The sequence below is a fragment of the Alloscardovia venturai genome (assembly GCF_042676605.1).
In the GTDB taxonomy this organism is placed as follows: domain Bacteria; phylum Actinomycetota; class Actinomycetes; order Actinomycetales; family Bifidobacteriaceae; genus Alloscardovia; species Alloscardovia venturai.
Genome location: NZ_JBHTHQ010000013.1, coordinates 58,002 through 71,559, shown reverse-complemented (window position 1 = coordinate 71,559; position 13,558 = coordinate 58,002). Strand labels below are relative to the sequence as shown.

At 48.7% G+C, this 13,558-nt stretch carries 11 protein-coding genes; 3 read left to right on the top strand and 8 right to left on the bottom strand.

The genetic code is table 11. The annotated features are described in order from the left end of the window. Positions 1 to 107 precede the first annotated feature (107 nt). Positions 108 to 1,805 carry a hypothetical protein gene (locus ACFQY8_RS02870; protein ID WP_377938407.1) on the top strand — a complete coding sequence of 566 codons (1,698 nt, stop codon included), beginning with the start codon at positions 108 to 110 and terminating at the stop codon, positions 1,803 to 1,805. A 172-nt stretch (positions 1,806 to 1,977) separates the two neighbouring features. After that, positions 1,978 to 3,507, top strand: coding sequence for an amino acid permease (locus ACFQY8_RS02865; protein ID WP_377938406.1), 1,530 nt, complete (start codon positions 1,978 to 1,980; stop codon positions 3,505 to 3,507). A gap of 48 nt (positions 3,508 to 3,555) precedes the next feature. Here ACFQY8_RS02865 and ACFQY8_RS02860 read toward each other — a convergent pair whose 3' ends face one another. The 8 genes from ACFQY8_RS02860 to ACFQY8_RS02825 all read right to left on the bottom strand — a co-directional run bounded on the left by ACFQY8_RS02860 (position 3,556) and on the right by ACFQY8_RS02825 (position 12,451). Beyond that, on the bottom strand, positions 3,556 to 4,533 hold the full coding sequence (locus tag ACFQY8_RS02860) for a glycosyltransferase family 2 protein (protein ID WP_377938444.1): 978 nt from the start codon (positions 4,531 to 4,533) through the stop codon (positions 3,556 to 3,558). 20 nt (positions 4,534 to 4,553) lie between these two features. After that, positions 4,554 to 5,162, bottom strand: coding sequence for an FMN-binding protein (locus ACFQY8_RS02855; protein WP_377938405.1), 609 nt, complete (start codon positions 5,160 to 5,162; stop codon positions 4,554 to 4,556). Between the two features lie 9 nt (positions 5,163 to 5,171). Beyond that, the gene (locus tag ACFQY8_RS02850; RefSeq protein ID WP_377938404.1) at positions 5,172 to 5,972 is read right to left on the bottom strand and encodes an ABC transporter ATP-binding protein; all 801 of its coding nucleotides are present in this window, start codon (positions 5,970 to 5,972) and stop codon (positions 5,172 to 5,174) included. Between the two features lie 39 nt (positions 5,973 to 6,011). Beyond that, entirely contained in the window at positions 6,012 to 7,220 is a 1,209-nt protein-coding gene (locus ACFQY8_RS02845; RefSeq protein ID WP_377938403.1) for an ABC transporter permease, read from the bottom strand. Beyond that, entirely contained in the window at positions 7,210 to 8,547 is a 1,338-nt protein-coding gene (locus ACFQY8_RS02840; RefSeq protein WP_377938402.1) for an ABC transporter permease, read from the bottom strand. Before ACFQY8_RS02840 ends, ACFQY8_RS02845 begins: the two co-directional genes overlap by 11 nt. 39 nt (positions 8,548 to 8,586) lie before the next feature. After that, on the bottom strand, positions 8,587 to 9,885 hold the full coding sequence (locus ACFQY8_RS02835; protein WP_377938401.1) for a Fe-S-containing protein: 1,299 nt from the start codon (positions 9,883 to 9,885) through the stop codon (positions 8,587 to 8,589). A 30-nt stretch (positions 9,886 to 9,915) separates the two neighbouring features. Next, positions 9,916 to 10,560 (bottom strand): iron transporter, encoded by a 645-nt coding sequence (locus ACFQY8_RS02830; RefSeq protein ID WP_377938400.1) that lies wholly within the window; start codon positions 10,558 to 10,560, stop codon positions 9,916 to 9,918. 76 nt (positions 10,561 to 10,636) lie between these two features. Further along, complete coding sequence (locus tag ACFQY8_RS02825) at positions 10,637 to 12,451, bottom strand: FTR1 family iron permease (protein ID WP_377938399.1); 1,815 nt, start codon at positions 12,449 to 12,451, stop codon at positions 10,637 to 10,639. 143 nt (positions 12,452 to 12,594) lie between these two features. On the opposite strand from ACFQY8_RS02825, the gene ACFQY8_RS02820 reads away from it, so the two are divergent. Further along, entirely contained in the window at positions 12,595 to 13,548 is a 954-nt protein-coding gene (locus tag ACFQY8_RS02820; protein ID WP_377938398.1) for an FAD:protein FMN transferase, read from the top strand. The last annotated feature ends 10 nt before the right edge of the window (positions 13,549 to 13,558 follow it).

Here is a 13,558-nt window from a genome sequence, read left to right as displayed (position 1 = left end):
AAGCAGCAATGCGGCTTCAAGCATGGAGAGATAGAGACACCGTACGGTGTCAGCTCAAAGGCGCACAGCCGCTAGGAAATCAAGAAAACACAGGGAAGCAGAGCGTTATGGCTGATTTAAGACACGATAATTCCGACAATGGCGATAGCTCTAACTCGACACACCAACCAGAACAGCAGCCTGCGTCTCATGAGTCTTCATGGGATATCCCCAATTTAGATGGCATAGATTTCCACCGCATTACCAGTTCTGCCACACCGTCTAGCTCAGTTTCTTCCAATACTTCTTCTTCCTCGCGCGGGACTAACTACATTGAGCCAGTTCAAGACATTGAAATGACACAATCTTTGGCTCAACTCGCGACGAATACTTCTACAAATTTGAAGAAGGTTACACCGGAAGATATCAGCCAACGCTACTCATCACAAGCTTCAGATACTAATAATGTCGAAGACCCCGAAGCAACAGCTGCATTTGATCCACTTGCCGACGACGCGCTTATGCTCCCTGCTCAACTTCCAGAAGATGAAACGCCTCTCCAAGGCTCTCATGAACCACAAAATCAGCAAGAACTTCAAGACCCACAAGAGACTCAAAAGTTGCAGACGTTGCCAGAGCTGCCTGAGGAGAGTACGTTCACGTCACAGTTTGCAGCGCTCGTCAGCGAAGATGAAGGAGAAGCTGAAGGCTCTCACACGCACACAAACGGACGTCACACCCATACGTCATCAGCCGGTAGCAGCTCAAACGGCGTGGATCGCAATACTCGCCGCGTTCTTATATGGGGTATCGCAGGTGTACTCGCAGTTATCCTCATCGTGGCACTTACCATTTTCATTCGCCATACTGCAACTGCTGCCACCCATGAGCAGCTTGTCAATGCATGTGTCACAAGTGTAAAGTCTGCTCAGTCATCATCGCAGGAATTGCAAAAAACAATAAATAATGCAGATGCTGAGGCAAAAACGTCCTCCGACCAAGTTGAAGATACTTCCGTTCTCACCAATATACAGAATGCCATTAGTCAAGCGAACGCTTCTATCACGAAGGTTAACAATCTCGAGAAGTGCTCAGCAGATTTAAGCGACACTCAACTCAAGAGCATTACCGAAGATGCTAATTCGGCGATTTCAAGTCAATCAACCTACCAGACGACAATTACTAAGGCAAAGACCGCTGTGAGCAATTCAAAGAATGCAAAAGCAGTCAGCACCGCTAAAAATGAGTTAAGCGCTAAACGTCAAGAAGCACAAACGCTCTACACTGAATCGCAAGATAAAGTAGCGGACGAAGCTACTCGCGACAACCTCAAGAAAGCAATTGACTCCGCTGATAACCTTCTCAAACAGAGCACAAAGTCCGTCACAAAAGACCAATACGACGATGCAAAAAGAACGTTGAACAACACTATGACTGCTGTTCAAAACTCCCAGAAAGCAAAGGCCGAAGCAGATGCTAAGGAGCGCGAGAAGGATACTGACGGGATTTGTGCCCCATTTGCAGGCTCTTTCTCTCGCGGAGATACACAGTTCACGCTCAATGGCGACTGCTCTATCACATACGGCGATGATTCATCAGGCTCACCAAGCAGTTGCACATTTGCCGACGGCTCGACAAGCACATGCGCGAGCGTGGATGATGAGGACAACCCTCAGCACATCAACTGGTCTATGCAGTGTACAAGCGATGATAATGCATGTAAGTCTGGTCCCGTTCAACTCTTCGCCTCTGGCCTATCCAACGGAGGTGGAGACACGTCAAAGACGCGCATCTCTATAGGCGGGCAACTCTTCACTAAAAATTAAGCTCTACTTTCTACCTATAAGTCCTCTATATAAGTCCTCCGCCATCGCATATGTACTTAAACTTAAATAGTAGTTTAAGTACCACGATTTGAGCTAAATTCACGCCTTCTATGACAATGCGTGTAGAAGAGTAACTATAAATGTAAAACACATCGAAGAGAGGAAACACGAGATGAGCGACACCAATGACGCCAATCTCACTGAGTCACAGTCACAGTCGCTGCTAGAGCCGCAGACGGAGTCCACAGATTCTATATCCGCAAGCAGGAGCGCACCCGAGGGACAGAGTGGCAGTAATTCTAACGAGCTCAAGAAGGGTTTGAAAAATCGCCATATCCAACTTATCGCTCTTGGCGGAGCTATCGGCACAGGACTTTTCTACGGTTCTGCTGAATCCATTCAGCTTGCAGGCCCATCAATCTTGCTGACATACCTTATCGGTGGCGCACTTATCTTCCTCATCGTGCGAGCACTCGGTGAAATGAGTACATACGATCCAAAGGCTGGAGCGTTTAGTTACTACGCGACCCGTTACTGGAGCAAGCGTGCCGGCTTCGTGAGTGGTTGGAATTACTGGGCGAACTATGTACTCGTCTCCATGGTAGAGCTCGCAGTCGTCGGCCAATTCGTCCAGTATTGGTTCCCCAACATTCCTGCGTGGATTACAGCTGCTGTGTTCCTCGTGCTGATTACAGCAGCGAATCTACTTGGCGTTAAGGCTTTTGGCGAATTTGAGTTTTGGTTTGCTATCATCAAGATCGTCGCCGTCATTGCCATGATTATCGCGGGACTTGTGGTCATCATCTTTGCTATTCCTGGCATAGATGGGACGATTCCATCTCTGTCGCATCTTGCGAACTTCTTCCCTCACTCGATTCTTAGTATCCAGCACACAGACGGCGCACACGGTGGCACCACGTATTCGGGCGTCTTGATGGCACTTGTCGTCGTTATGTTTAGTTTCGGCGGCACTGAGCTCATCGGTATCACCGCAGGCGAGGCTGAAGACCCGAAGAAGTCCATCCCTAAAGCAACAAATGAGGTACCGTGGCGCATTCTCATCTTCTATGTCGTTGCTTTAGCTGTCATTATGTGCGTGGTGCCATGGGACAAGATTGGCGTCCCTAATGCACATGGCGTAGTTGTCAGTCCATTCGTTCAGATTTTTGACTCTGTCGGCGTGCACTTTGCAGCAGGATTGCTGAATTTTGTGTGCTTGACCGCAGTCATTTCTGTCTATAATTCTGCCCTCTACTCAAACTCTCGCATGCTCTACTCTCTCGCTCAGCAGGGTAATGCACCAGCATTCCTCAAGAAGACAGATAGCCGTAACGTTCCAGCCGCAGGCGTACTCGTTTCCGCAGCCGTCACAGTCATAGCAGTCGTCGTCGTTTTCATCTGGAAAGACTTTGCATTCAACTATCTGATGTCCATCGCGACGTTCTCTGCTATCTTGAACTGGTCGATGATAGCTATCACACAGATGAAATTCCGTAAAGTTATCGGGAAGGAAGGTGAGAAAAAGCTGACCTTCAAGCTTCCTGCCGCACATGTGACCCCATGGATTATCCTAGTGGCGATGGTCTTGATTTATGTCTTAATGTGGCTGTCACCAAGCTATCGAGTAGCAGCATGGATAGGCCCTCTCTGGTGTGTAGGACTCGTCGTAGCGTACGAGATTTCCTCTCGCCTACATAAGTAAACGGATTTTCACTACAATCCCGCTATATAACCAATTCCTCTATAGTCGCTACAACTTTTGCTCAACTCGGTATCGTGGGCGCCTTTTCGTTTCAAGGTATATCTTTCCGATATACTCGCCTACGATGCCGAGCGACACCATGATGAGACCACCGATAAACCATATTGAGCAAATGAGAGAACTCCAGCCCCAAATTGCATGACTGGTAAGCACGGAAATCGATGCATAAATATACATGCCTATAGAAAAAATAATAGACATCCATCCTGCCCACGTCACAAAGTTCAGCGGTTTTGTAGAGAATGATGTGATGCCTTGTAGAGCGAAAGAAATCATCTTTTTCAACGGGTACTTTGATTCCCCAGCTTCCCGCACACCTCGTTTGTAGTACACTTTTTCCGTCTTAAATCCAAGGTCCGGTACCATTCCACGGAGGAAAAGGTTGACTTCTGTGTATTCGCTGAGCGCATCAAGCGCTTGAGCGCCCATGAGACGATAATCAGCATGGTCGGGAATCGTGTCCGCATCAAAGAGACGGAAGAGGGCATAGAAAAGCTCAGCGGTCCACCGCTTAAATGCAGTATCGGTCTGGCGAGATGAGCGCACACCATAGACGATTTCATTGCCTTCCATATATAAGCGAATAAAATCATCCATGACATTGATGTCATCTTGGAGATCTGCATCGAGAGAAATTGCCGCATCGCACCCTGCTTCTTTCGCCGTCATCAAACCAGCCAGTAAGGCATTTTGATGACCGCGATTGTGTGCGAGTTTGACGCCACCATACAGCACAGGGTCACTCTCATGAAGTATAGAAATCACTGACCACGTGGCATCTTTGGAGCCGTCGTCCACAAAGAGTACACGGCTCGTGGGCGAGACGAGACCAGATGCCATCAAAGAATTAATCTTGGGTGTAAGGATACGGGCTGTCAGCGGCAGCATATCTTCTTCGTTGTAGCATGGCACTACCCAGTAAATAATGGGTGCCTTGTGCGTAGACTCTACTGTATCTGTCGACATATCTGTCACGAATCTCACTCTTACTGTCCTGAGGTTTCTGTAGTCGCAGCCGCTTCACCACGGATGTTCGTCAGCGCCTGATTAAACGCCTGCGTAGTCCAGCTCGCCCCAGCAACAATATCCACATTCATGCCTTTGAGATCTTTTCCTACCACTTCGGAGCGAATTTGCTGTACAAACTTCTCGCCATATTTCTTAGAGATAGCGTTATCTGTCTCAGGTTCTACGCGCACATCGCTAATCTTGCCGTCCGAAACTGTGAGGTCTACAGAAAGCTGATTTTTTGCATTGATCCCATACCCGCCAGTGACATGATAGGTGCCATCCTTGTACGTGCCTGTATCCTGTGATGCAGCAGGGAACTTCATCGTATTTGAAGGAGCAGAACTGGAATCTTTATCATGTGTAGACGTGTCTGATTGCGTAGAGTTGCTCTGAAGATCTGTATTATTCCCCGCGGCAGGGGCAGATTGAGAACCACACCCAGCAAGCAATGTTCCCGTGGCGAGGACAGTCACAGCTGCGAGCGCTCCAGCTTTGACACCAATCGTCGCTTCCGCTGGTCGAGTCTTCTCACTCATGCTGACTCGGGTGCTAACTTGAGTGTTGACGAGGACAGAATTACTCATCATCCCTCCTTAAGCCTTGTCACGTGACATTGTACTCTTCGCGCTTTTCGTAGGATCATCGAAGCCCGTATCGAGCGAGGCAGCTACCTGTGAGTTCGTGGCTGCGAGCGCGTCAAAAGCTTTCTTTGCTTCGAGGTCATTCCAATGCTCCCCCACGAGTTTACCGTGGTTGAGCATTATCTCGCGCTGTGCTTGTCCCGCTACCGTAGAGTCATGAGTGACGACGATGATGGTCGTACCCTGTTCATGCAAATTTTTGAACAGGTCGAGCACGATTTGCTCGTTTGCCTCGTCGAGGTTTCCTGTCGGCTCATCTGCGAGGATGATTTCAGGGCAGTTAATTAACGCGCGAGCGATACATACACGCTGCTGCTCACCGCCAGAAAGTTCGCGTGGCAAGTGGTGTGCTCGCTCCTCAAGACCGACCTGACGGAGCGCATCCATTGCCTGCTCTCCATCAACAACTGAATGGTAGTACTGCGCCGCCATCACATTCTCGATAGCAGTTAAATGCTGAACAAGATAGAACTTCTGGAACACGAGACCAATGACATTTTTACGCACATCAGCAAGTTCTCGTTCACGTAAGTTTTCAAGATTCTTTCCCTGCAAAGTCACCGAACCTTTGCTCGGAGAGTCGAGACATCCGATGATATTCATCAGCGTCGTTTTGCCGGAGCCAGAAGATCCTACGATAGAGAGCCACTGACCTTGCGGCACCGTTAAACTCACATCGTCAAGCGCGTGGAGATCGCCATAAATCTTAGACACGTGATCAAGGTGCAGAAGAACTTCACTATTGTCTGCCATAATTTCTCCTCGAACTTTCATTTTCTGTGCTACTCATCTCTACTCTTCTCGCAAAACTACAGCAGGATTAATCTGCGAGGCTTTTCGCACAGGGACAACAGATGCTATGACAGCGATACAGGCAGAAGCTACAACGCAGCCGCACATGAGCCACACGTTTGGTGCAGCATTTCGCGCAAAAACAGCGTTAATGAGTATCCACGACACAATAATGCCCACTACGACACCTAGCACACCGCCTACTATTCCGTAGAGTGCCGATTCTACGTAAAACTCTCGTGCGATAGATGTGCGAGAAGCACCCAAGGCTTTGCGCAGACCGATTTCGTTGCGACGTTGTGCCACGATAGACGTCATCGTCGTCGATACTCCCACAAGGGTTAAGGCAATGATGACGAGAGAAATAATCCAAAACAGCGTCGTCAGCATGGTGATAACGCTGGCATTAGCCGTGGAAATCTTGCTCACTGCTTGTGCCGTAACGTTCATAGATGTCATATCGTTAATATTGTTCACAAGCTTCGTCAGATTCGCACCCGTTGCTGCAGAAGAGTACTCAATGACGTCTGCCCCACGAGACAGCCCGGTCAACTGGTTAAGTGTATCCTGCGTGGCATAAACCATGGAGTCTTCATTTCCGCCAGTACTCACGATGCCGACGACCTGCATACGTGTGCCATTCGTGTCGAGAATGGAACTACCGCTCGTCGAGTATCCCACTGTGATGGACTGCCCCACTTTGACACTCAGTTTCGAAGCGATGTCCGAACCCAGCATGATGTGGTTCGTCTTCTGCGGCCAGGCGCCTGTCACATCCCAGAACTTATTCATCGCTTTTACAGATGCGCTATCAATTCCCGCCATCTGATAGGACGCGGAGTTAATGCGAACGGTTTCATAACGGTACGTGGCATGAATCTCGCGAAAACCAGTCGCCGTCACCATCTCAGTCGTATGCTGGACAAGGCTGTGGTCAATCCCCTGAGATGTTCTTCCTGTCTTGTTGCTCGTGACGACAAGATTTGCACCGTACGTACGCATTTCCTCTGTCATCTGCTGCGGTACGACGAGACATACCATTGCCAGCGTGAAGAGTGTCGCAGCCCCTACAAGAGAAGCAACAACTGCCATAACCGCACGAGATCGACGCCGAAAGACAGCGCCGCGAATCATCGTCCAGAACATAGAACGATTTGCGCGCTCCTGGCGTCTCAAATCCTTAACCGTAAACTGCTGCTTATCTTCCATGAAGCACCTCCGCTGGCTTGACGTGGAGAATGGAACGCAGAGCCGATATCGATGCCACAAGTACAGTCAGCACGATTAATACAGCGACAAGCACAAAGACCATTGGCCGCATGACAATTCCCGCATGGAACACTTTCATGCCGATAACCTGTGCCACACCCGTGCCAGCTAGAGCACCAATAACCGCTCCTATCACGCAAATTATCCCAGTCTCAGCCAAGATAAAGCGCATAACTTCACTATTTTTTGCGCCAATTGCCTTGCGTAATGCGATTTCGCTTCCCCGCTGAGACAGAGCCGCAGCCATGAGATTCGCCACAGCAATAGCAGCTGCAATCAGTGTCAACACTGTCATCACTATCATGATCGCTTGAGTCTTGCGCAAAACATTTCCTTGCAAAGCAGCAACTTGACGTACTTGCTTTGCTACAGCACCGGGCAAAACTTCCTCAATCTGGTAAGCGATAGAGCTTGGATATGCTGTACAGTACCACGTGTCCCATTCTGTTTGAGAGACTTGATCAGGACTTTTCTCCACTTTGCGCGCCAAATCATTCTCGGGAGTTGTCAGCGCTTTGACTTCAACGTAGTTGACTTTATCGTCAAGATCTGTCACTGCTTGAAGGTTTGCGCTCGACGTATAAATTGCCTTGTCATCGTCATCGCCCGACATGTAAATCCCGCTAACGGTCAATGTCTTCATTCCACCATGAGGAGTATCAGACGATAGCGTAATAGAATCTCCCACTGCAACGTGATACTGCTTGGCGAAAGTGGAGCCGACCATGCAGTCTGCACCGTCGTCGCTTGCCCATGAACCATTGAGCTTCCACCACGACCGCATCGTGTGCACACCAACCACCGTTTTTTCGCCAGTGTTGAGTTTAAGAGTCTTAGCAAACCATGTGCCAACTACTGGAACGTGCTGCGCTGTTTGCTCTTTGTCTGCGCCGTGAGCGCTGACAGTGGCGGTCACGTGCTCATTAAGCTGAGGAGCAAAATTCAAAATATTGTATGCCCAAAAAATTGTCTTAATCTTCGATAAGTCAGACTCTTTAATGAACTGAGTAGGATTCGACTGTGATGAGCTTGCCGTCGACGTCGATGAAGATGCGTACAAGTCCGAGAGAACAGCATCAGACTGTGGGCGTACGGTGATATTGGAGCCATACGTAGACAGCTCATCCGTGAGCTTATCTCCTACGTCAAAAACAATGCCCAGCATAGCAGTTGATACGGTGGCGGCAAGAAATATCGTCAATCCCATGAGTAAACGTTTGCGTAATTCTTGCGTTAGCGAGCGAGAAATCATGCGGAGGAAAAACATCTTTACTTTCCTGTACTTTCCTATCTGGCGCCTAGAACTCTAACGCCTGAAAACCTGAGATTGCGCATCTAGATCAGCAGTGCGCACGCTCACTGTTTTGCCGTTATTAGTAAAGTCAAGCGGTATCGGATTACAGCCACCTTTAAATCCGATAGTTGCCACATTCATCGCAACATCGCATTTCTTGCAGATAACTTTTCCATCTTTTTCGTAGTAACCCGCATCGCCACAATTCTCGCAAGCGTCGAGTACAACGACGACCGATCCACCACCTTTTTTAATAGCAAGGAAACTCATCTTTGTACCGTCTTTCGCCGTGTACTCAAAGCGATGCAAATGCCCATCTGAGACTTGAGAAAGTTTGATGTGAGCAAATCCGTTTTTTACACTATAGCTTTCCGCTTTAAGTTCAGCGATTTCTTCATGCGTAGCCGCTACCCCATATGTGAGCGCATACCCCATGGCGAGCATAGAGACAAGCCCGAAAACAGCAGTCACATAAGAGCGACGTTTCATCGCTCGACGAGATCGGACGATTGCCAAGTTTTCTCCTACAAGAGCAGTCTTCCATCCGACGATGATGCTCGCAATCACAGGAATGATAAAGACTGCCGCCTGCGCGATAACGATAGTTAAAGTATGATTCAGCCCCCACGCCAGAAGTGCGAAAGTCGCAGGGAACAAAATAATGACACCAGTGCTATACAAAATCTGCGTAATGTCAATAATGTGCTGTGCGGCGATGAGAAGTACGAGCGCAATACCCGTTACCGCAAAGATACGAGACGATACGCTCGACGTCATCGTAGAGAAAATAGCCGCTATGACAACGCTTGTGCCAATTCCCAAAGCAAACCCTAATGCGCGCATCAGCATGTCAGAGGTGAAGAAAGACTCTCCCGCCTGCACAAAACTCGTCACGCGCAAAATAACGTCAGGGAAAGCACGAAAGTACGTCACTGCTAAAGCAACTGCAAAAACAGCGTTACGCACGTCGATTTGCACGCCTCGCCGAGTATCTTGAGTAGCGCGGTCATCGCGATTCTGACCATTCTTCCATGCAGCCACTGCAAAGAGAACAACCAGCGCTCCATCACAGATAAGGCATGCGATAAGAGTCGGCACATTGACAATCGTGCGTTGTGTAAGCTCCCCCGTAGCGCGCAAGGCTGCAAACACTATCGCCCCTATCAAGCCGATAACCACTCCGCCAATTCTCCACAAACGCGACGTGCGATGATATCGCTCATCGTCAGGTTTGCACACTGCGCCTACGACGACAGTAAGTACAATCGGTGCAAAAGAGCCCGGAAGCGCAGAAACGAATTGTTCAAGCATAATGAAGTCTCACTATCGTTGTGACGAAGGCTACCACTGCATAGGCGTATAGTTCCAGTCAAACTTCACTTTAAGTGGCTTAGTCCAGAACGTGCCCTTTACACCTGTCTCCTTGTCGACATGCAGCGCCCAGCCCTTCTCTACCGGTGAGGCAATCGACAACTTGAGGGTGTAGGAGCCAGCTTTGTCGAGCTTGACGTTTGCTCCGTAGTGAGGACCGTCCGCGGCGTTCATCTGCATGAAGGTGCCGGAAGTAGCTGTTTCGCCTGAATTCTTATCGATGATTTCGTAGGAAACAGTTAAGTCTGGTACGTACTCGCCCGTTGCATATCCGAGATTATTGTTTTTCAATGCGTGAATGTCTGCTTCGAGATGGAAACTCGACTCCGCGGCAGAAAGACCCATACCTGCTGGTTCCATATCCACCGGCTGGAAGTAGACCATTGCTACATTTAACGGTCCAGCTTCCTGGTCTGTGCCGATAGGAAACTCCTCGAAGCCTTTGCTCGACGATGAGTTAGACCCAGACTTTGTCGAATTTGCTGAGTTCGATGATGTCGACGAAGAATTCGCGGACTTGGAGGAACTACTCGATGCCGGAGCGCATGCTGCTAAGCTCAGTGCTGCAGTAACGATGAGAGCAGCTGCTGCGGTCATTGATTTCCACTTCTTCATAGTGTTCACTTTCTCTAGAGTGTTTGTGAGGTTTTATATTCGCTTTATGCTTATGAGGGAAAATTTCTAGCAATCTTTACGGTTGATTCTGCTGACTCGTTTGACTCACTCGGTTAGGCTGCTCCGCCAGATGACGTTTGCGCCGTGCTCGTGCCGCAGTCCGTATCGCAGTTATCGTCAAAAGTGCTATGACGATAACTGCTACAACAATTTGGAATACTACGGTTTGCACATATGGATAGATTCCTAAGAAATCATTTGTCGGCCATGTGGATATATACGTACCATTTATCACATCTGCCTCAATGAGTTCATGGAGTCCTGAACCAGCAAAGACGACAACCATGACTGCCATGATAATGCTCATCACCGCAAAGAATTCCTTATACGGAATCTTCATCGTAGTGAGGCGGAACAGCAAGAAGATGACAATGAGAGCCACTACTGCAGCACCCGCTCCCCACCACAACGGAGAGAAATCTGTGCCAGTCACCATAGACGCCAACGCCTGGTAGAAAATCACCGTTTCTGCACCCTCACGGAAAACTGCAAGAAATGCAAGAAGAGCTAGAGAGAATACACTTCCCCGCGATATACTTTGCTGGGCTTTATCGTTGATGAATCCGACCCACGCTTTATTCCCTGTCTTGCATAGCATCCAATTAGATGTAAAGAGAAGCATAATCATCGCAATGAGAGCGGTAACTCCCTCGAACAGCTCCTGTCCTGCGCCTTGTGCTGCCGTGTAAACAAACATGAGCAGCACTGCCATAATGCCCGATGCCACAAGTCCTAGTCCCGCACCTACATAGACAAATTTCAGCATCTTTGTTGCTCGTGTCTTTGCAAGGTACGAGATAATTGCCGCTACGACGAGGATAGCTTCCACTCCTTCACGTAGCAGAATGATAAATGCTTGCCCGAAAGTAGACGTGACGAAAGAGATAAAAGGATTGACATGAGATACTGCACCGTTGTCCAAAATTTTTGCATCGGCGACAAGCATCTTTTTCAACGTTGCAACATTCTTGACCACTATGGCATCTGGCTTGCCGTTAATCATGGACTTGCGAGTCTCTTTGAACTGGTTTTCCACCTCAGATACGCGGGCGCCAGAAATCGCACTCATGACAGTTTTTTCAAAGCCTAGCTTTTCGTAATACTGGTAGTAAGCGTTGTTGACAAGGTCGGACCCTTGAGAGTCATTGCCCTCACTCGTAGCCGCTTTCTGCGCTTTGTCAAGAATTCCTGTCATTTCATCAGCAATCTCACTCCACGAGCGAGAGCCACGACCAGTATTTTTACGAGTCTTTGACGCATCTAATTTTTTACGTTCAGCTTGAGTCTGAGCAATGCGTTCTGCCGCATAGTCGCGTGGATTTTTCAATCCTTGCGTCGCATCGAGCTGTGCCGCAAAACCTGTGAGAGTCTCCTTGAGCGTTTTTACTCGACTGGAAATTGTACTCTTCTTCGACTGCGAATAAACGTCCGTCGTCAATGAGAGTAGCTCATTTTGAATCTGCTGCGCGCTGTCCTCCGAGATATACTGCTTTATAACGACTGCCATATTAGAAGCGATATAGTCCACGTTGTACGCACGCTGAAAAGATGCAGCAGCTGTTGCTACATCGTGAGAATCCTGAGAATCCAAAGCGCTCACACCGGCATCAAGATTCTTCGCTAAAGAAGACGCCACTTCACTCCATGACCGTGCAGTCACAGCGTCTGCGCTACGGCTCTGCGCGCTGCGCGTATTCTGCATACTTTCAGCGCCGTTCGCATAAGAGTTTAAGACGAGCGAGAAGGAAAAGAGAAGAAAACCAAGGAGGGCAAGCCCAATAAGTGCAGTTTTTCGTGCACTCTGAGTGTAGAGGTAAGTCTTTCGGCTCATCCTAGGTATTGTCCTTGTCTTCTATAATTCGTTAACTTCTCACATAATTTTGTGCATAACGCACATTTCAAGACTAAAGGAATTTCAGAAAATGTAAAGAGTTTTTTCTTAATATCTCATGTAATCTCGTGTAAAGTACGAGTATGGTTACGTCAGATCCGTCTGTGTTTACACTTCTCTTTCCGCAAGCCGTGGGTACTGGCATTATCGTAAGCTCTCAACGTTCAGACTTTTCTCGTTTCCCTGCACTTTTTGGGCAACTCTCGACACTCATCGAAGATTTCGAATCCACATTTTCGCGTTTTCGTTCTGACAGCCTTATTAACACTGCGGCAGCGCATGATATAGACGGTGGACCTTTTGAGATTAGTTTTCCTTCATATGCAGCGGATTTATTTGACCTCTATGATGCTCTTTTCCAAGCCACCTCCGGTAAAGTTACACCAACTATCGCCGATGCGCTTATACGTTTAGGGTACGGACAGTCTTACAACAGTACGCACGCTTCTTCAAGCCAGTATTCAAGCCATCGCTCAAGTCAATGGGGCACGGATGTTTGGCATACGGGGGCGACGCTCCATTTCCGACGCCCTGCACATCTTGACTTCGGAGCTGCAGGAAAGGGATTTCTCGTCGATCTTATGGCAGACATTCTCGTGCAAAATGTGGATAACTTCACTATCAATGCCGGAGGAGACATATACACTACAGAAGAGCTCACCATTGCTTTGGAAAATCCTTATGACACGTCGCAAGCAGTAGGTGTCGTCCACGTCACCGAGCCGAGTGCGCTCTGCGCTTCAGCTCCAAATCGTCGCCATTGGACAACGGCGGACACCCATGAAGAGGTACATCATCTCCTTGATGGACTCACAGGACAGAGCGTACACACGGTCTTAGCCAGCTGGTCTCTCATGCCCACTGCTGCTACACGCTTCCCCACAGCATGGGCAGACATACTGTCCACTGCCCTTTTTGTTAGTTCGCCAGATCAGTTAGTGAGCGCTGCACCGCACGGTTGGCAATGCGCGCGCATGAGTGATATGAAAAACGCCCAGCAATCCGTAGACTGGCCGGGCGAATTTTTCACGAGATAAAAGGTCTCTC